Source organism: Catenulispora rubra, from assembly GCF_015356825.1.
GTDB classification, from domain to species: domain Bacteria; phylum Actinomycetota; class Actinomycetes; order Streptomycetales; family Catenulisporaceae; genus Catenulispora; species Catenulispora rubra.
Genome location: NZ_JAACYW010000002.1, coordinates 118,455 through 138,216, shown reverse-complemented (window position 1 = coordinate 138,216; position 19,762 = coordinate 118,455). Strand labels below are relative to the sequence as shown.

The window sequence follows — 19,762 nt, the reverse complement described above, 5'->3', positions numbered from 1 at the left end:
GATCAGATGGCTCGCGACGACGACGTGTTCTGCATGACGCCAGCGGCTCCCCCGCACGACATCGGTACTACCCTGCCACGCGGTGCTGGGCAAGTTTGCTGAGCACCACCTGGTTGGCCTCCCAACCGTCGGGAAACTTCGCCTCGACCGACAGGTGCACCGGCTCGGTCGAGGCGTGGCTGTCCAGCAGGTCGCCGATCCCGGTGCGGGCGACGACGATGCACGCGTGGCGGTGGCGGGAGGTGAGCACGCACAGCCGTCCCGCCTCCAGGTGGAATGCAGTGGCATCCCGACGCCCCGACAGAGGGTGCACGACGATGACGACCTCGAACTCGCGTCCCTGCAGTCGGTTCGCCGTGTCGACCGCCACTGCCGGCACGGCGGGGTTGCCGGTGCGGGCGAGCGCGGCGCGCACCAGGTCGGCTTGGTCTCGGTGGGCTACTCCGATGGCGATGTCGCCGGCGGTCAAGGACCTGCCACTCGGATGGCGTTCGCAGGTACCGACCGCGCCACGCTCCAGCAGGCGGGCGGCCAGGTCGGCGGCAGTCTGGATGGTTTCGGCGTCGGTACGCGGGACATGGCGGCGTGGTAGCTCGTGCAGCGCCCATCCGGTGGTGAACGCCATCCTCAACGTCTCGTCGAGGTGGGAGCCGCCGAACCCGGCGGTGCGGAACTCCAAAGCACGGACATCCAGGCCGGTGCCGGCGCGGAAGCCTTCGAAGGGGTAGAACGCCGCAGAGACGGTGGGTGCGGCTGATGCCGGCAGGCGCCAGGAGACCGGTAGCCGGTGCACGGGGATGCCCTTGTTGTGTTCCAGCAGCACCGTCACCCCGTTGAGCGTCGGGTCGTGCGGCAGCCCGATCCACCGCTCGGTGCCGACGACGGTGAACGGGTCCAGTTGTCCGGGATCGCCGACGAACAGACCGCGGTCGAACCGCTCGACGATCTGCAGGAGCAGATCGGAGCGCATCTGGTAGGACTCGTCGAGGATCGCCCAGCCGAACGTGCCGTCGCGAACCGTGGCCCACTTGGCTGAGGTTCCGACGATGATCTGGCAGCCGGCCAAGTCTCGCAGCGTGTTGCCGACAACGCTGTTGACCGGGTCGGACACGGCCGGCGGCGGGAAGTAGCCGCCGGCAGACAGTCGGCCGATGGTGGCATCGGGGCGTGCGGTGGCCAGGCGCACCATGAGGTCGTCGACCTGGTTGTTGGTCTGTGCGACGATGATCGGGCGCTCGGCACCCTCAACGAGTTCGCCGGCCGCGCGCACCACCAAGGTGCTTTTGCCGGCGCCCGGCGGAGAGTCGACGACAACCGCCTTGTGGCTGGTGTGGGACAGGTCGTGCATGATCGCGGTGATCGCCGTGTCGGCCGCCGCGGCCGGATCGAACGCCACCGCATGGTCAGTCTGCATTGCCCCACTCCTCGGCGGCGTCGTCTTCGGGGTTGGTGTCGGAGTCGTCGTCGGCCAGGCTGCTGTGCGTCCAGGGAAGGCTGTCCTGCTCCGGGAACACCGGGGTCGGCCGCCAGCCAGGGTCGGGCAAGTAGGTGATGCGCTGCCCCAGCGCGGGCACGGAGCCCTTCTGCGGGACGACGCTGCGTCCCATGCCGCCGCAGATCTCCACGACTACGCGCGTCGACTCCCCGTCCGGAACCGAGCTGATGATCAGGGCCTTGTGGTTGTTCGGCATGGACGGGCTGATCAGGGTGACCCCCGGGGCCACGCGGACCGGGTCGGCGGTGGTCACGGTGATCCGCGGCCGGGGCACACGCCGGTTGTTTGCCCTGGTGACCACCCGGTCGGGCTCGGCTGCGGTGACGACGCCGGCGAACGCCTCGCCGATGCTGCGCCGGTCGGCGAGCACCAGTGGGTCGTCGAAGGCCATGTCGGCCTCGAAATCGGCCTGGGCCCGCTCCAGCCGGCTCAGGCGCCTGGCTGCGCCGATCGCTGCGTCGCGTTTGCGTTGTGGCAGGGCGCCGTCGTCTTGGCGGTCGGAGTAGGCGGTGAAGGAGGCCAGGTCGCGTTCGAATCGAGCGGTCGTGCGCGGTGCCTCCGCGACGGCGCGCAACAGGGACACTGCCGCCCACATCAGCCGCCAGGTGGGTTTGATCTGCTCGCCGATCAGCTCCCGCAAGTCGGCCTCGGCAGTGGCGGTCGCTGCGGCGTCGCCGCGGGCACGGGCGTCGTCGAATCGCTTTATCGCCGGCGCGAGACAGGTCTTGTCGAACTCCGGAGAGGTCGCAGGGCCCGCCGGTGGACACACAGCCGGATTCTCGGCGTCGGTGATGGCCTGCTCGACACTCAAGCCCTCCGGCGGAGCAATCCAGCCCATGATCGAGGCAAGGTTCTGATCCTCCGTGGCACTCTGCCCGGTAGCCCAGTGCTCGGCGAGCATCCCAGTGACCGGCAGCAGCATCGACGTGCCTGCCTGCTCGGCAGTTTCGGCCAGGAAGGTCAGCCACATTCCCAGCTGGGGCACCACCAGCGGCACCGAGTAGGCACCCTCGGTCTTGCGGAACCGGCACATCCGGCCAAGGTCAGTCAGGGCTTTGATGCCGCCGAGGTTGGGGACCAGGATCTGCGGGGCCTCGACATACCGGGAAGTCGGGCCCTCGCCGCGGGAGGTGACGTCGCGTCGGTGCAGTCGATGGGAGTCGATATAGTCCATCACGATCCGGCCGAGGTCGGCGGCAAATGCGAAGCGCTGGTCTCTGTTCCGGGGCTGGTCAACGACCAGCAGCTTCGGGGCCGTCCGGGACGTCCCGATCATCGCCGCCAACGGGGCACCAGCCTCGCCGGCCATGGTCAGCGGCACGATCACCAGGGGTTTGATCGACAGGCGGCGGTGACGGAAGACGGTGAGCGGCACAGCACGCATCTGCTCCATCGCCTCCAGATGCGCCATCGCTGACACCTTGCTCATGCTGCGGCTCCTGCCCCGCCGGCCTGAGCGAGGACCTCAGTGCGCAGGCGCGCGGCGTGCCGCAGTGCGGCGGCCATCTCGGCTTGGTCCGCATCCGGTGTGAGCTCGCCGCGCGCCAGGCCCAGGGCCATGGTGGCGGTGTCGATTCCGCCGAGTTGTTCGCGCACCGCGGGGCCGAGCACGTCCAGAGATGCGCATGCCCGAGCACGGGACCGGCAGAAGAAGGCCATCTCGCAGTGGCTCAGGCAGTCCGGGCGGTACAGCGCGGGCACCTGGTCCAAGGCTTCGGCGAGTTCTTCGGCCGGGCGCTGTGCCTGGCCGGACTCATCGACGTCAAGATCGAACGTGAGGTCTTCGGGTAGAAGGGACACCAGGTCGCCGATGCGCTCGATCCGGGTCAGTTGGCGGGTCAGCGTGGCGACCTGCTTCCGTGCGTCGACGAACGCCGCGGTGGGGCTGTTGGTGAAGTCCTTGGGTGCGACGAGCACGATGGTGTCGGACACGGCGTCCGGGCCGATCCCGGCCCCGGCCAGCATGGCGCGCAACGCGATGACGTACGCGCCGGCCTGCGTCGTTGCAGCCTTGACCTGCACCGCGTCGGCCTGGCCGTCGATGATCGGGAAGCTCTTGATCTCCACGACGTGGAACCGGTCTGCGATGCGGAACGCCACCAGGTCAGGCTCGAGGAACACCGCGTGTCCGCCGATCTGCAGACGCAGCATGGGGTGGTCGTACAGCGTTCCGGGGGACTTGCCGCGTGCGGTGTTCACCAGCAGTTGTCGGGTGCGGGTGTGGCGGACTTCGGGGCCGGCGTTGCCGCCGACGTCGTTCAGGTCCTGATACGCGACCTCGGGCAGCGTCAGTTTCAACGTATCGCGTAGCACCCGGATCAGCTCCGCGCAGCCGTTGGCCTTGACCAGCGCTTCGAATGCGTTGCCACGGGCGATGGCGAACGGCGACTGGCCGAACGGCGTCGGGAAGCCAGCGTGCGCGGCGATCGCGGCCTTGTCAGAACCGGAGGCGTCCAGGACGGCCCTCAACGTACAGCGAGGGTTGTTCTCCAGTGCGGCCAAAGACCGGGCGCTGTACGTCAGGCGCGGTGCGGAGCCGCGTAGCCCGTCGAGACGTTCATCGACTGCTGCTTTCACGGTGTCGGGATCCTTGAGGGGAAGAAGATGGGATCGCTGGCGGGGTCAGGCTTCGGCTTGGAGTTTGCCGGCGTCGCCCAGCGCCGCGCCGAACAGTTGCTGGGCATCGGTGAGCCGGTGTGCACGCCGGGCTGCCGTCGTGCGGTCGGCACGGTCGGCGTCTATGTGCACCTGGAGTTCCACGCCTGCGGCTTCCATCACTTGTCGCGGGTCCACAGGGCGCTCGTGGCTGGTCGTGCTCGTCGGCGCCGCGTCGGGGATACTCGCCGCGAAACGCCAGAGTAGTCGCAGCGCCGCCGGGCTGGGACCGGTTTCGGCGGACCCGGCCGTGGCCTGCACCGCCTCGGCGATGCGGATCGCACTGCTGAGGTAGGCGACGCGAGGCGACAGCGGGCCGATAATGCGCTGCTCCAACGTCCAGGTGCTGATGGTGATGAGCGCGCGCACCGGGGACAGCAGGTCATACGCCAGTGCCGGGCACAGGTAGTAGGGCCGCGAGCCGGGGGCCGCCAGGTAGGAACGTTCCTCGTCCCGGCGCAGGCTGGACAGTTTGGCCGCGGTCAACTCGCCGGGGAAGAACGCCTCGTGCACGTTGACGATCAGCTTCGGCGCCGCCGGCACGCCGAGCAGCATCAACACCCGGTGCACGTGCTCTCGGGCCGGCAGCATCGACCCCCCCATTCTCAGCGCGGGTTCCGGCTGCGGCGCATGCGTCTTGTCTGGAGCGTCATCGGTATCGACCAGAGCGTCCCAGGCCCGTTCCGCACGGCGGAGTTGGGCGCGCAGCTCTGCGGCCCGTTCAGCGGCCCCGGTCGCGGTCGCATCACGGATGGCGCGGCGCAGCTGGTTGATGCGCGTTTCCAGGGCGTCCAACGGATCACTCATGGCCACACCTTACCAGTGTTCCCGAATCTTCCAGACTTTTTCCCGAGCTCTGGTGTACGGTCGTCTCCAACACTCCTCCGCCTGCGTCGAGCCCGCGGATCTTCCCCCTGGAGGCATCCCGTGACGGGACGCGTATTCCACACCTCCGACTGGCACCTGGGCCGCCAGATCGGCCGCCATCGACGCGATGCCGAATTCGACGCCGTCCTGGCCGAGATCGTCGACATCGCCGCCGACTTCCGGCCGGACCTCATCGTGCACAGCGGAGACTTGTTCGACAGCCCCCGGCCGGGGCTGGACGACCTCGTTCGCGCTGCGCAGACGCTTCGCCGCCTCGGACGGGTCGCCCCAGTAGTAGTCGTCGCCGGCAACCACGACACGCGCAACGTGCTGACGTTCCTGGAGTTCATCCTGAACGACATGGGCACCCAGGACAGAACGCAGGCGCGGGTCCGCTTCGCCACCGACGCCCGCCCCGACGGACTGCTCACCGCTGAATACCCGACCGCCGACGGAGAGTCGGTCATCCGCATCGGCGCACTGCCGTACCTGCACCCCAACCGGTTCGCCTACGACTTCGCCGACCCGGCGACTGCGACCGCGGCCTACGCCGAGCGGATGCGTGCCGTCCAAGCCGACGTCCACCAGCGGCTGGCCGCCGGCGCAGGCCCGGACCACCTTCTCGTCTTCGCAGCGCACCTGTATGTCGAAGGGGCGGTCCCGTCGCGCACGGAGAAGCCGATAAGCATCGCGGACGAGTACGCCGTCGCCGCGGGCGCTCTGCCGGGAGTCGCCTACGGCGCCCTGGGCCACATCCACAAGCCTCAAGCGATCACCAGCTCGCCCTTCCCCGCCTATTACGCCGGCAGTCCGCTGCAGCTGGACTTCGGCGAGATCAACGACACCAAGACCGTGGTGCTGGCGGAAATCGGGTCGGGCCGGGATCCGCGTATCACCACGGAACCGCTGACGTCCGGCCGCCGCCTGGTCAAACTCGAGGGCACGTTGGACGAGATCGCGCTGCGCGCCGGCCGTGTCGGCGATGCCTGGGTGAAAGCCGTGGTGAATACCGAAGCCTCCAACCCGCATCTGGGCGAGGCCCTCCAGAAAATGCTTCCAGAAGCGACTCTCGTCATCATCGACGAGATCCGCCCCGGAGCGGCGAGCCGTGTGCTGGATCGCAGTGCGGCTACCGAAGAACTACCCGGCATCGAAGAGCTTCTCCGCTCGTACCTGGACGACCGAGGCACCAGCGGCGTCGTCCTCGACCGTGCGATGGCTGCCTTCGGTGCCTTGTCCGACGAGTCGGACCCGGACGACCCCTCCCCCTGCTGTGAGGAGACGCTGCTGTCCGCGGCCATCGCCGGGGCCGGGCTGGACGGAATCGACCGGTCCGGGCTGCTCTCCGCAATCACCCCGCCGGAGGATGCTCGATGAAGCCTCTAACCCTGTCGTTGACAGGATTCCGCAGCTACCCGAATCCGGTCACCGTGGACTTCACCGGTAAGGCCCTCATCGCCGCACTCGGCGACACCGGCGCAGGCAAGAGCAGCCTGCTGGAGGCCATCACGTTCGCCTTGTTCGGCCGGAGCTCCTGGGACGGCAAGGCATCCCGCCAGCTCATCGCCGATGGTACGTCGGCCATGAGCGTCGAGCTGCTCTTCCTGCACGACGACGAGCGGTGGCAGGTGCACCGCACCAGCCACGCCACCAACCCCAACGCCGGCCGGCACCACCTTGAGAACCTGGACACCGGCGAGGAAGCCGACGGCGCAACTAGCGTCAACAGTCGTATCAAGGCCCTGCTGGATATGAACGACGAGACGTTCCTGCGAACAGCACTGCTTCCGCAAGGCCGATTCGACCGGTTGCTGGTCGCCACCGTGAGGGACCGCTCCAAACTACTCCGTGAGCTGTTCGGCGCTGACTCCCTGGAGGTCGTCCGCGCCCAGGCCGACCGCCAGCTGCACTCCGTCGAGCAGCTCATGGCCACGGCCAAGGTAAAGCGGGACACCATGCCCGCCGACCCCGAGCAGACCGCGAACGACGCCGGCGCCGCCGCTGACGCCGCCGAGGCGATCGCCGGCCGTCTCGAGAGCACCATCTCCACAGTAAAGGTATTGCAGAACCAGGCGTCCCGGGCCGAAACCGCGGCTGCTGCGGCGCGCACGCAGGCACAGAACCTCTCGACGCTCGCCACCACCGACGCGGACGCCGTCCTGGACCGATTGGAGTCCGTCGCCGCTCAAATCGCCGACCGACGCAATGATCTGGACCGACACGCCAGCGACGCGATCACCGCCGAAAGCGATCTCACCTCAGCCATCGATTGCGCGGACCGCGATGGTGAAGGACTCACCGCGCTAGGCAAGGCCGCAGCGTTGCTGGAAACCCTCGCCGCCCGCACCGAGGACCAGCGAACAGAAGGCGATCGGCTGATTGCAGCCGCCAAGCAGCTCACCGACGAAGCCGCCGACATCTCCGTCGCCCAGAGGGAACTTGAGGCCCGTGCCACCCGCGCCGAACCCCTCACAACCGCGGCTGCAACTGCAGCCGACCTCAGCACGAAGGTCCGCACACACGTGTCGAGAACCCGCGAGGCGGTAACAGCGGCGGTGACTGCGGCCCAGCAGGTCGTCGATGCTATGCAAGCCCGAACGGTGGCGGAACATAAACGGGATGATCTCCAGGTTCGCATCGCGCCCGCCGAAGCACGAGCCGAGGAAGCCCAGCAGACGCTCACTGCCGCGCAAAAACTTCTGGAGTCCCTGCGTTCACGCGACCGTGCTGCCGAGTTGGCTGCCGAACTACACCCCGGCGATGACTGCCCGGTGTGCCAGAGAATCCTCCCCGACGGCTTCGAGCCCATGGGCAAAGGCAGCACTGCTGCCATACGAAAAGCAAAGACGGACCTGCACGACGCCCAGGAATTGCTGGTGGACGCCAACATTGTAGTCGCCGAGGCCAAGGCTGACCTGGCAGCTGCCGAAACCAGTTTCAAGGAACGTGAGACTGCATGCCGAAAGGCTGGCTCCCGTGCTGCGCAGGCCGTCGACACCGCTGACGCGATGCTGCAGAAACTCTCCTCGTCGGAGAAAGATGCCGTGCCGGGCGCCCGATTCGACACGGTCGCCGCCCAGGCGGCGCTCCACCACGCCATCGAGGTACTCAGTGCCTCCCCCGTTGACAACGCGACAGCAGCGGAACTCACCGCGCCGATCGTCACGGCGTTCGTAGAGCACGAACAGGCCGCGGCCGGCCACGCCGAACAGCTGCGCAACAAAGCAGCCGACCACATCGCCACCATCACCGCCGACGGCAATGCCCTCGCTCAACGCAAGACGGCGTACGAACGCGGGCTCGCCGACAACGATGCCGCCGATAAGCGGCACACCGCCGCAACCGCGAGACTGGCCGTCGCGATCAGCTCCCTGCCTCCACGCATCCGGCAGATGCTGCCCGCCGAGCCGCTCGTCATCACCGCCGCCGAAGCGGATGCAGCAGCCGCTCAGATCAACGCCCGCATGGACCAAGTTCAAAAACTCATCGACGATCGGGAACGAGCCCGCGCTGACGCCGCCGAGGTCAGCAGGCTGCACCGCGCCCTCGAACGGGAAGAGACGGCCGCAATCGATCGCCCGCTGAGCCAGATACGAGCCTCCCTCGATGCCTGGTCCCAAACCGCCCAGCACGCTGCCTCCTTGCTGAACAACGGCGAGGCCGCAGACATCGAGGTGCCCCGCGTCGACACACACCTCACCGACATCGGGGACCTGAGATCGCTTGCCACGGCTCTATCGACGACCACCGCCCAACTGGATCGCGAACTACATGCCGACGCGGCCCGGTGCGCTTCGCGCGCAGTCAGCGCCGTTGCCGCTCTCGGTGAGCATGCCAAGAATCTCTCCGGCATCGAAGGCTTGGACGCCTCAATCGATCTGACAGACCCGGACGCGCTGATCACTCTGGGGACCACCGTCGGCCTCGCGAGGAGCGAGGCCGCCAGGCGACGCGAGGAACAACAGACCGCGCAAGAGCAGATCAGACCGGCTGCCGACCTGGACTTCGCCATCGCAGCCGGACAGACGAGACTGGACGCGTTGAGTGTGCTGCGACGCGATCTCGTCGACGCCAAGTTCCTCGGGCACCTGACCACGCTGCGGACCCGTGCCTTGCTCGGGGTTGCCAGCGACTTACTGGGACAGATGTCCGACGACCGGTTCGGCTTCGCCGACACCTTCGACATCGTCAGCCGAGGCTCCGGTGTGGAGCACCACCCGAACCGGCTGTCCGGCGGGGAGAAGTTCCTCGCCTCGCTCGCCTTGGCGCTGGCTCTGGCCGAGATGCATTCCCGCGGTGGCACGCGCCTTGGTTCGCTGTTCCTCGACGAAGGCTTCGCGGCACTCGACACCACCACCCTTGAGGAGGCGCTGGAAGTGCTACGGGCACAAGCTGGAGGCGACCGTCTGGTCGTGGTGATCAGCCACCTGCACGCTATCGCCGAAGCCGTCGATGACGTGTTGTGGGTGGAGAGGACCCCGGCAGGGTCCTCGGCGCGCTGGCTGACCCAGGAGGAACGCGACGAGTTGGTGCAGGCCGATCTGGCCAACGGGCTGCAGACCCTGACATAGCCGAGGAACCGGCCAGGGGAACGCCCAAGCCTCTCTCAATCCGCGGGTTCGGGGGTCAGGTCCCCGCGGCACACCATGACCGGCCTACTCCAACCCAGGCCCCCAAAGGCCGGGGAGAGCGAGTCGATCAGGGTTGCCCGCGTAGCAGCACCGTGTCCCATCTGGGGCACGGTGCTGTTGTTTGTATCCTCATCCTGTCCAGAGTGGTCGCCAACGAGCCATACAGACTTGTTCTGGCGGTTGTACGTCGGAAGAGAGCTAGTTGCTCCGTTGTCCTGCTGACGGCTCTCGGAGAGCTCGTAGGCCTCATGGAACACATCGAAGGGTTCTTGCAGCTCACTCCCTGTCATCTTCTGGGCATCAGCGTATGGATGGGTAAAAAGAGCTCGCTTAAGCGTTGAACGGACACCTTCACCACTACGCGCGTACAGCTGACCAGGATTGGTGAGAAGTTCGCAGGCTTGGAAAGACCTGCCGGTCAGCATCGAGCTGGTTGGTGGTCTGTTCTATGCTGCGCCGTCTTGCCAGTGCCCGCCTTGATCTTGCCGTGAGTCTGTTTGTCACCGACCGGCTAGACGGAGCAAGCGCATCCGTTTCGAGTGCCTTCTCATCTGGCAACTTGCCACCGTCCGATTACTGGCGAGCCCTAGAAGTGGTGACAGCGGTCGAGGCTAAAGGTCCAGGAGGGGCAAAGGGCCTAAGAGAGGTATGAGGGGTTGCGAAAGAGATAGATCATTTCGTCACGCGCAGTCAGCTGGGCGCGCTTGATGGAGTATCATCAGCTCATATCAGCAGCGAAAGGACGTCTCCATGCGCTTCACGCTCACCTATGACGGTCCGCTTGCGAGCAACGCCAACCCTCAACGGAAGCATGAGATCAGGCTCAAGCTTCATCCACAGATTAAGGCTCTGTGGAACTACCCTCCGATGCAAGCCAACCAGGATTGGGTCGCCAAGGATTCGAAAGATCCGATTATGTTGAAAGAGGTAGCAGGCCATGGCTTCGCCGCTCTGGTTATTAGCGGGCAGCAGCTCTACGCCGAGCTGGATATTGTGCTTTTGAGGCCGGGTACGCCAGGCGGTATCGTCGTCACGGGCGGAGATATCGACAATAGGCTCAAGACTCTGTTCGACGCTCTCCGTCGTCCGATCGACCCGCAGGAAATCCCGAAGAACTGGTCTCCAGCCGAAGACGAAGATCCGCTGTTTTGCCTACTGGAAGATGACCACCTTATTTCACGAGTGTCGGTGCGGACAGAGCGCTTGCTTGAGCCGAATATTCCGCCCTCCCACGTACGTCTTTTTATCAACGTTGAAGTTCGGGCTTGGACTGCTACGTGGGGAAACCTCGGAATCATCGCATAGCGCCGGCTCTTATGAGAGTCACGGTCCGTGGACTTCGGGAACATGGAGTGCTGGAGAGTTGGAATCAGCTCTAGCGTCTCGATATGGAATCGCGCATCCATGTTGCGCTGACGAGAAGTGACATAAGAGTGGGGCGGATCGTGATCCTTTGGCCAGATGCTGATTTCCAGGTCGCCAACTTTTGCGATCCTATGCTTGATGAGATAGACACTGTCATCTGGCGCGACAGACGTTGAATCAAGGTGCAACTCAAGCTGACCGGCAATGGTCTGCGGGTACTCGTTGTTTTCTGCCGATTGCTCCCGAGCCGCCAAATCCAGTAGAGCCGGCACCTGTTCTTCTACGTCGTCGAGTACAGATTCGTAGTCGGTCCACGCCGCGTTAACATCGCCCGATGAGAAGGATGCGGCTTCAGTCTCGTTCTCAAAAATGGCACTGACAGTCAGAAGTGCGTATTCGCCATCTTCGAGCTGAACGACGCGAGCGCTTAGATTGACACCGATCCGCTATCCTATCGTCTGTTTGCTAGCACCACCACAAAGACCTGACTGGTCGCTCCTGCCATCGCTACCTCAGACACACTTGGCGTCTTGCATTCGTAGATGCCGGCAAGTTCTTCAGGTGAGCAACCGGCTGCACCTGCAGCAGGCCCCAGCTCGTATCCATGAGCTGGGGCCTTGCATTTTGGATCTTGATGTATCGACAGGTTGTCAGAGACAGCGGTCCAGGTTCTCGGGGCGGCAGTCCGGGCGATCGGTGATGCGGACGTTTATACCGCGGCCGGTGAACTCGTCCACTGGAGCGGCCAGCGCCGCGCCTCCCTGGCCCTATACCAAGTTGTTCACAGCATTCCTGTGCGGATGCATGCGGCGGAGCCCCGCCCACGGGCAGCAGCGCGCTGAAGGCACCGCGCCTCCATAGCAGGAGCCCAAGGCACCAACCGCGACCCGGAAACACAATATGTTGTGCCTGTCGTGAGTGGCATATGGGAGATCTTGCATTTCACAGAGGTGGACCCGCCTCCGAAATGTGACCTACGGCCACCTCCAGATCCCGCGCTGCGCCACGATCATGACCGCGATGACCGCCATCACCCTGGACGCCCTGTCCGGCGACCCGCGCCAGTGTCGTCGGAGCACTGCACTACGACAACGCGACTCTGCGCGAACAGCCTTCTGTCCGCGGCGTCGGAGTCGCTGCTTTGGATCTCGTCCCGGCGAGCTGCGAGTAAAGCATGCGAGCCTCCCCTTTCCGGCCACGGCGACCCCGCAGTGATCGAGGTCTGACTGAGGCGCGAGCGCCCTAAAGATGTTGCGTAACCCCGGGTGCCGGCGGGCTGGGGCGGCGGCCGGTCTGTTCCGGTCTGATCCGGGGTCATGGTGCCGGGGGAGGTTGTGCATAGTGGCTACGGTCTGGACGGCGGTGTGCCGTCCGCCGCCTTTGCACCGACAGTTCCGCAGGATCTTGTAGTAGCCGTCATCCGGGCAAAGGCGTGCTCCGCGCGGGGGCGGGACCAGGCGATGTCCACCGTGGTCCTCCTCTCGGGCGGGCAGCGACGACCGGCCCGTCCACCTGCGGTAAATCACGATGAGCCGGGGCCCCACTACGCGCCGTCGGCCAGCACCGCCCGCCCGGGCGCCGGCATGCCGATGGCGACCACCACGCTGATGTCGACGTCGATGACGACCCACGCCGCTCGCTGGCTCCGGTCCCATGTGCGCTTGCGGCAAGGGTCGGGCTTGTCTTGCCCTCTGGCCCGTCTACGAAGCCCTGGTCTGGCCGCCGTCTTGAGCAGCCGCAACCACCAATTCCAGCCACGGATCCACTCGTGCGCTGAACATGCCGTCACCGCTGTCGACACAGGGGATACCGCGCAGTTCCAGCCGATGGCGGACTCCATGTGAATCCGTCGCCGTGAGGCGTAGCGCGGAGGAGCCGTGTTCACCGATTGCCGGTATCACAGTAGTCTGCGAGAGTACGACCGCTCCGTATCGGGCCCATCCCTCCCCCCGCGACACCGGACGCAGGCCGACGTGTTTCAGGACCGCCGTCACGTATTCAAGATCGCAGACTCGAAGCTGTGAGCCCATCAGCCTCACGGAGCCTGCACGGGGTTCCGACATCGGAAATGAATCGCTCCGGTCGGTATCCGTGGAAGACTCGCCATGAAGGATGTACAGCGATTGCCCGTCATCAGAGATCAGTGTGCTGCGCCAGGCTGAACGGGCAGCGACGTGCACACGTACCCGCGATCGCACTGTCGCGGTCCGGCCGTCGGGCAGACGAATGATTCCGGCGGCAGTTTCGGTGAGCGCCCGGTCGAAGGCAGGCAAAGCGGTCTCCCGCGCCGGGACATCCACCAGCGGCTCGGAGACGTCGCCGCGAAGCGACAAGCTCATAGCGGACAGTAGATCGGCGTCTTGAACTGCCGCCGCATACGATCCCAGCCATTCGCGGCCCAGGCCGGCCCCTAAAATGCCTGCGGTCATCGAGGCGAGTGTGTCAGTGTCGGCTTCTGCCAGGTGGGCAGCGATCAGCAGGCCGGTCCGGGGATCGGCTGCGGAACGAGCCGCCAGATAGGCCGCGCCGACCGCGCACAACGTTCCGGACCCGCGGCTGCTCTTGGTCGTGAGGCCCATCGACGCGAGGAAACCAGCGGGGTTGCTGAGAGCGCCGACCCGGATGTCGTCGTGGGCTGTTTTCAGCGTCGCCTCGACCTCACCGACCACTTCCTCCCAGAGTTCGCGGTAAGTCCGGCCGAGAACGCGTTCTGCTGTATCGACCCAGTCCAAGGGCAGGTTCTGCCACGCCGGCGAACGCCAGTCGTCGTCCTCCGTGTCGAGGAGGGCTTCGACGATCCAGCCGTAGGTCAGGGGTGCGGGCTGTCGCATGCTGAGCCAGAGCGATCGGGCGTGGAGCACGGCTCCGAGCAGCGCCCGCGGGTGGCCGTGCGTGGTGATGGCGTCCCGCAGGACGTCACGCGCGACGGAGGCGAAGGACGGTTCGCGGTGAAGGTGGATGACGTGGGGGGCGATACGCATCGCCGCCCCGTTGGCACCGGTCTGGAAGTACTTCACGACGTCGCCGCGCTGCGTCGTCCAAGGCGGACGCCCAGCCGCCCAGGACCGGCAGGACCGTTTGACGCTCGCCCCGGCGCCACGCTCGTAGCGTAGGAAGAACGGCCATTCGACAGACTGCAGCCAGTCGGCCCAGCGGTCCCCCGCCTCCGTGATCGAACGCGCCACGGCCAGCGTCATCTGGGTGTCGTCGCTGTATGCCCCGGCCTCGATGTGCTCGGCGAAGGGTTGGTACCGAGTCGCGCGCCGGTCCCAGGCGAAGAACCGCCCGGTTGGCGCGGAAGAGTCTGGCGTTCCAGAGGTCCGATCGCGGCGCTCGAACGGCCATCCCAACGCGTCCCCGACCGCGGCGCCCAGGATCATGCCTGCCGCACGCTCGGCCCACGGATGGGATTGAGGCTGGTCCACGAAGTCACTCTGCCAGATGCGGTGAGGACGTGTAGCCCCGTTCCTCCGGCCGGATCCCGGCTCGGAGACTCTTGCTGAGGCGGCGTTTGTCGAAGAGATCAGGTGCTGTGAAAAGTGGGGGGATCAGGGTCTCCAGCCCTTGCCGGCTCAGCTGGAAGAGCAGAAGAGCGGCTTGGTCGTCGTCCTCGACGATGATCCGCTGGATCTTGGCGACCGGGACCGCGTCGGCGAGCATGACCTCGGCCTGGTCGTCGGTCGGCCACCAGTCCGGATGGCCTGGCTGACGGGTCCGGGTGCCGTTACCGATGACGCTCGGTGCGAACATGGCCTCGAATGATTCCAGGCTGCCGTCAGCGATTCGGTTACCGTTCGACCTGGCAGAGTTCACGGGGCAGAAGTCCACGCCCGTGGCCGTCATGAGGTCGAGGTCGAGAGCCATCACGATCCAGTTCGGGAAGTTGTGGTCTGCCCTCCGGGCGGTGTCCAGGTACCAGGCGTTCGGATATTCCAGGCTGCAACTGATCTGGTGCCGACGGCCGTCGAGGCGTTTGTCGTCGGTGTTGCGGAAGCTTTCGGTGCCGACGGCCAACTGCGAGGTGCTGCGGATCTCGCCGGTGACAAGGATGTGGGGCAGGTTCACGGCGCGGGTGAAGTGGCACAGCCTGGTGAGGCCGCGATCGTGGGCCCTTCGCACGATGTCGTTCACAGGTTCACCAGGTTCACCGTCGCGATGGTGAACAAGTCGGAGGATTCCGGCGGCATCAGCGATGTCAGCTTGCCGCCGTGCAGGATCACGAGCTCTTTCTTGGCCCGTGTCACCGCGACGTAGAGCTGGCGGGACTCGCGCGCCATTGCTTCGTCCATACCGTGAACCTCAGCTTCCGAAGGCCGCGGGAGTTCGTCGGCGTCGCACTGCGGGAGGATGACGTCGTCGAACTCGAGCCCCTTGCCCGAGTGGTAAGTTCCGTAGAAGATCCCGGGCCCCATCGGCCATGACTCCAGGTCTTTGTCGAGTCTGTACAACCGGTGCCGCTGATCCAGATGCGGAGCCAGAGCGTGAACCGCGGCTCGGGTACGGACGAGGATCCCGACGCGCCTGGCGGCGGCCCGGCCGTTGGCGATCGCCGCAGCCGCGAACAACTGCCGGTCGGGCTCCTCCAGTCGTACCACCGTCGGCTTCGGCCCATTGGCGGCAACCGCGACCGGCGGCACGACGTCCACCTCGTCGCGGAAGTGCGGCATGTCGGCCATCGCCTTGGCGAGCGCGGCGATCTGCGGGCTGTTGCGGTGGTTGTGCTCGAAGCGAACGACTCCGTCCGAGATGTTCAGACCCAGTGAGCGCCAAGACATGCGGCTGCCATAGATCTGCTGCGCGTAGTCTCCGAAAAAGGTCAGCGACCCTTCGTGTGGTATCGCCGCGGCCAGCGTACGGATCATCTGCGGTGTGAAGTCCTGGCCTTCGTCGACCACGATGTGGCGGTATCTGCGCCGGGTGTTGTCGTGGCCGAGGTGGGCCAGCACATGGCTGGCCAGGTTGTCCCAGTCGTAGCGGTAACCACGCTGAGCGCGCAGTCGCATGTAGCTTTGGAAGACCTCGAACACCACCTCTCGGTCTGCCCGGGCCAACGGCCTGCCCCGGCCGATGCGAGGCGCGCCGGCAAGGTAGTCGTCACGGGCGGTCACGCCGTGGCCGACCATCCAGTGGATCTCGTCTTCGAAGAACTCGACGGGCCGATCGATCACGGCGCGCTGATGTCGGCCCGAGGCACGGAGGTCCTCCAGTGCCAGGGCCATGCTCTCTTCTCTTCGTTTGAAGATCCTGATGTTCACCTCACCCCTGGACTTGAGATAGCCAAGGGCGAACTTGTGGTACTTCTCAATCGTCAGGTTCGGCTGGCCTTCGCATACCGAGCGCAGATAGGTGGCGAGCGTACTGTTGAAGGTGACCAGCAGGGTCGGGCCTCCGACGCCTGGGGCAGCGGCCAGGAAGTCAGCGCGGTGGAGTGCCATCGTGGTTTTGCCGCTGCCCGCGGTGCCCAGCACGACGCAGTGACCGTCGGGCTTGAGGAAGGCGGCGTCACGCTGCTGGCCGGTCAGAGCGGGCAGCTTCTCCGAGATGGACACGTTTGATGGGCCCGTTCTGTCGCTGGGACCGGCGCTCAGTCCTCGGGAGGGAGCTCGAACTCTCCGGAACGGACACCCGCGAGGAAGGCATCCCACTGGGACCGCGTGTACGTCTGGACCGGCTCGGGATCCTCGCTGTCACGGACCTGAACGACACCGCCGACGTAACGGACCTGGAGGCAGTTGTCACCACCTCCGCTGTGCGACGACTTGCGCCACCTGGGCTCGAGGACGGTCATCGCTCACCGCTCCCGCAGGTCGCAGGTCGCAGGTCGCAGGTCGCAGGTCGCAGGTCGCAGGTCGCAGGTCGCGCCAATGATCCGAATCTTATCGGCGCGCGAACCCCGCCATGCGGGCAAACCGCCCAGTTCACCCGAAGGTGTCAAGCCTCTTGTACCCGCCATCTCCGCCCCCTCCGCTTTGGCGCTGATTTCGGCGCCAATGCTCATCTATACCCACCACGTTCCCCGATGGCAATCCCGCGGACTACGATCGGACTGGATCAGGGTCGTGAATCTCAGGGGGCTTCCAGGCATGGTGCAAAGACCCGACGACGCGAGCGCCCGTATGGAAAACTCCGGCCAGGTCGCCAAACTCGTCATGGCACAGCACATCGACAAGGTCGAGTTCGGCTCCGACTCCGTCCCCATCGAGCCGGCCCGGGAACTGCCGTCCGACGCGCTGGAGTTCATCGACCACAAACCGGCTCTCGCTTGGCTCGATGCGCAAGCCGCCCGGGACGCCGACGGACCCGCGGCGCGGGCCTTGGTCGTGACCGGGACCGCCGGCGGTGGGAAAACCTCGCTGGCCGTGCACTGGAGCCACAAGGCAGCGGCGGACTACCCTGACGGCCAGCTCTATATCAACCTCCGCGGCTACGACGTCGGCGAGCCGGTGGGAGCGGCCGAGGCCTTGGACCGATTGCTGCGTTCGTTGGGCGTCGCGCCGTCCGCCGTTCCCCCAGGACTCGATGCCCGATCGGCCCTCTTCCGTTCCCGGGTCGCCGATCGACGTGTCCTGGTCCTGCTCGACAACGCAGCGTCTGCCGACCAGGTGGGTCCCCTGCTACCCGGCTCACCGGCCTGCCTCGTCGTCGTCACCAGCCGGAGCATGCTCGCCGGTCTGGGTTCCGGGACAGCGGCGGTACGGCGACTGCGGCTGGGGCTGCTCGACGAGGGCGACGCCGCCGCCCTCGTGGCTTCGGTCGCCGACGGCCACGACGGGCTGGACGACAGCGCGGCCCCGGGCGAGCTCGTCCGCCTGTGCGCCCGGCTCCCGCTGGCCCTTCGCGTCGCCGCCGAACGGCTGGCGCTCCGCCCCCACGCGCGTCTGGCGGACATCGCCGCCGAACTCCGCGACGAGTCCCGGTTGTGGGACGCGCTGTCCGTCGAGGAGGGACGCGAGGCCGACGACGTCCGAGCTGTCTTCGCCTGGTCCTATCGCGCGCTCACCCGCGAAGCAGGCCGCATGTTCCGGCTGCTTGGTTCGCATCCGGGCCCGCTGATCACCGTCGAATCGGCGGCGGCACTCGCCGGCACCACCGCTGCGCAGGCCGAGCGGATTCTCACCGGACTGGTCGGCAAACACCTTGTCGAGGCACCTCGACACAATGCTTACGAGTTCCACGATCTGCTCCGGGCGTTCGCGCGCTACCAGTCACGGACAGAGGACACCGACGCCGAGCGGTCTCAGGCCGTGGAGCGGCTGGCAGTCTGGCTCAAACACGCCGCGAAGGCGGCCTCCGTCGCGACCGGCAACGACAGCCTCGCACTCGAGGTCGGACCGGTTCCGCCAGACTGCCCAGTTCCCGCCTTCCCCGATCACGCCACCGCACGATCGTGGTTCCTGTCGCAACGCGAGAACATCGCCGCCACCGTCCGTACCGCCGCCGAACTGGGAATGGATGGGCTGGCCTGGGAGATCCCCGCAGTCCTGCACGGCCTGCACGCGACCGACAACACCTTCGAGGACTGGATCGCGAGCGCTGAGATCGGGCTGGAGGCGGCACGTCGCCTTACGAACCGACGGGCTGAGGCCATCCTGCTGGAAAGCTTGGGCAAAGCGAACGCCCAGCGGTCCCAGCTCACCGAAGCCGACCGCCTCCAGAACGAATCGTTGACCATCCGCCGCGAACTCGGCGACCCCGTCGGCCAGACCCGCTCGCTCAACGCTCTCGGCATCGTGCGCTGGCGGCAACACCGGCTTCCGGAGGCGCTGACCTACTATCGCGCGGCGCTCGATCTGACGGAGCAGACCGGGGACACGACGATGGCCTCGTACGCGATGCTCAACATCGGCCAGGTCCTCGCCGACGGGGGCGATTGTCAGGAAGCTGAATCGTGGCTTCGTCGCGCCCTGGCCGAGCACCGCGATCATGAACGGCCCATCGCCGTCTCCGACACACTTCAAGCGTTGGCCAAGACGTTGCGCGGACTGGGAAGGACCGCGGAGGCGGTCGCATGCGCAGAGGAGGCGGTCGCCGTCGCCGATCGCATCGGAAGTGCCCAATACGCCGGGTACGCACTGCTGGAGGCCGGCCACGCGTACCTGGCAGCCGGTGAGGTGGAAGCGGCGTTTGAGGCGTTCTCTCGGTCTACCGCCATCCACGTCCGGATCGGTGATCGACTCCGGGAGGCGAAGTCCTACAGCGGCGCGGCAGAGGTGTACTCCGCCGGCGGCAGGAAGGTCGACGCGGCGCAGTTCCATCGGACTGCGGCCCGCCTCTACGCGGAGGTCGGCGACCTTGCCGGTCAGCACGCCGAACTGCATCGCGCGGCTGTCGCCGACGACGCCACTTCCTGATATATACGAACTCGGATATTCTTCAGACGCCTGGCGCCACCATAGCGCACCGGGCTCATTCGGATGAATCAGGACAAGATGGCTGCGGACGAAGGGGACATGATGGAACCTGTTTCTACAATCGGCACCGGACGACCGGACGACCGGACGACCGGACGACCGGACGACGCGTTGCGTTGGATCAAGGCATCGGCGAGCGGAAACAACGGCGGTAACTGCGTAGAACTCGCTGTACTCCCCGACGGGAAAATAGCCCTGCGGGACAGCAAGAACCCTGACTCCCCCTATCTCACGTTCACCAAGGCCGAGCTCACCGCTTTCGCCGACGGCATCGGCAAGGGGGAATTCGACCACCTCTACAGGATCCAGTGATCCTCGCCAGATAAGAGAAGGGCCGC

13 protein-coding genes are annotated in these 19,762 nt (G+C 66.2%); 5 read left to right on the top strand and 8 right to left on the bottom strand.

Annotated features, from left to right (window positions below; translation table 11 throughout):
- Positions 1 to 67: 67 nt before the first annotated feature.
- From GWK61_RS01925 to GWK61_RS01910, 4 genes are read right to left on the bottom strand one after another with little or no spacing between them, the layout of a single operon-like run.
- Positions 68 to 1,414, bottom strand: coding sequence for an AAA domain-containing protein (locus GWK61_RS01925; RefSeq protein WP_194904218.1), 1,347 nt, complete (start codon positions 1,412 to 1,414; stop codon positions 68 to 70).
- Positions 1,404 to 2,924, bottom strand: a complete 1,521-nt coding sequence (locus GWK61_RS01920) for a hypothetical protein (RefSeq protein ID WP_194904217.1) — start codon at positions 2,922 to 2,924, stop codon at positions 1,404 to 1,406. Before GWK61_RS01920 ends, GWK61_RS01925 begins: the two co-directional genes overlap by 11 nt.
- A complete protein-coding gene (locus GWK61_RS01915; protein ID WP_194904215.1) occupies positions 2,921 to 4,072 on the bottom strand; it encodes a hypothetical protein in 1,152 nt (383 codons plus the stop codon). The genes GWK61_RS01920 and GWK61_RS01915 overlap by 4 nt, the downstream gene beginning before the upstream one ends.
- Positions 4,073 to 4,117: 45 nt before the next feature.
- The gene (locus GWK61_RS01910) at positions 4,118 to 4,957 is read right to left on the bottom strand and encodes a hypothetical protein (protein ID WP_194904214.1); all 840 of its coding nucleotides are present in this window, start codon (positions 4,955 to 4,957) and stop codon (positions 4,118 to 4,120) included.
- Between the two features lie 120 nt (positions 4,958 to 5,077).
- On the opposite strand from GWK61_RS01910, the gene GWK61_RS01905 reads away from it, so the two are divergent.
- From GWK61_RS01905 to GWK61_RS01895, 3 genes are all read left to right on the top strand, one after another.
- On the top strand, positions 5,078 to 6,394 hold the full coding sequence (locus GWK61_RS01905) for a metallophosphoesterase family protein (RefSeq protein WP_194904213.1): 1,317 nt from the start codon (positions 5,078 to 5,080) through the stop codon (positions 6,392 to 6,394).
- Positions 6,391 to 9,588: an AAA family ATPase gene (locus GWK61_RS01900; RefSeq protein WP_194904212.1), complete on the top strand. Its 3,198-nt coding sequence runs from the start codon at positions 6,391 to 6,393 to the stop codon at positions 9,586 to 9,588. Before GWK61_RS01905 ends, GWK61_RS01900 begins: the two co-directional genes overlap by 4 nt.
- 810 nt (positions 9,589 to 10,398) lie before the next feature.
- Positions 10,399 to 10,953 carry a hypothetical protein gene (locus GWK61_RS01895; RefSeq protein WP_194904211.1) on the top strand — a complete coding sequence of 185 codons (555 nt, stop codon included), beginning with the start codon at positions 10,399 to 10,401 and terminating at the stop codon, positions 10,951 to 10,953.
- 1,760 nt (positions 10,954 to 12,713) lie between these two features.
- Here the strand turns inward: GWK61_RS01895 and GWK61_RS01890 are convergent.
- Genes GWK61_RS01890 through GWK61_RS01875 form a run of 4 tightly spaced genes read right to left on the bottom strand, consistent with a single transcriptional unit; the run spans position 12,714 to position 16,801 of the window.
- Positions 12,714 to 14,438, bottom strand: a complete 1,725-nt coding sequence (locus GWK61_RS01890) for an ADP-ribosylglycohydrolase family protein (RefSeq protein ID WP_194904210.1) — start codon at positions 14,436 to 14,438, stop codon at positions 12,714 to 12,716.
- 4 nt (positions 14,439 to 14,442) lie between these two features.
- A complete protein-coding gene (locus GWK61_RS01885; RefSeq protein ID WP_194904209.1) occupies positions 14,443 to 15,144 on the bottom strand; it encodes a DarT ssDNA thymidine ADP-ribosyltransferase family protein in 702 nt (233 codons plus the stop codon).
- Positions 15,141 to 16,562 (bottom strand): UvrD-helicase domain-containing protein, encoded by a 1,422-nt coding sequence (locus GWK61_RS01880; RefSeq protein ID WP_323747366.1) that lies wholly within the window; start codon positions 16,560 to 16,562, stop codon positions 15,141 to 15,143. The genes GWK61_RS01885 and GWK61_RS01880 overlap by 4 nt, the downstream gene beginning before the upstream one ends.
- Before the next feature lie 35 nt (positions 16,563 to 16,597).
- Positions 16,598 to 16,801 (bottom strand): DUF397 domain-containing protein, encoded by a 204-nt coding sequence (locus tag GWK61_RS01875; protein WP_194904208.1) that lies wholly within the window; start codon positions 16,799 to 16,801, stop codon positions 16,598 to 16,600.
- A 295-nt stretch (positions 16,802 to 17,096) separates the two neighbouring features.
- Here GWK61_RS01875 and GWK61_RS01870 point away from each other — a divergent pair, with 295 nt between their 5' ends.
- Positions 17,097 to 19,364 carry an ATP-binding protein gene (locus GWK61_RS01870; RefSeq protein ID WP_194904207.1) on the top strand — a complete coding sequence of 756 codons (2,268 nt, stop codon included), beginning with the start codon at positions 17,097 to 17,099 and terminating at the stop codon, positions 19,362 to 19,364.
- A 63-nt stretch (positions 19,365 to 19,427) separates the two neighbouring features.
- Positions 19,428 to 19,736, top strand: coding sequence for a DUF397 domain-containing protein (locus tag GWK61_RS01865; RefSeq protein ID WP_228561585.1), 309 nt, complete (start codon positions 19,428 to 19,430; stop codon positions 19,734 to 19,736).
- Positions 19,737 to 19,762: the final 26 nt, after the last annotated feature.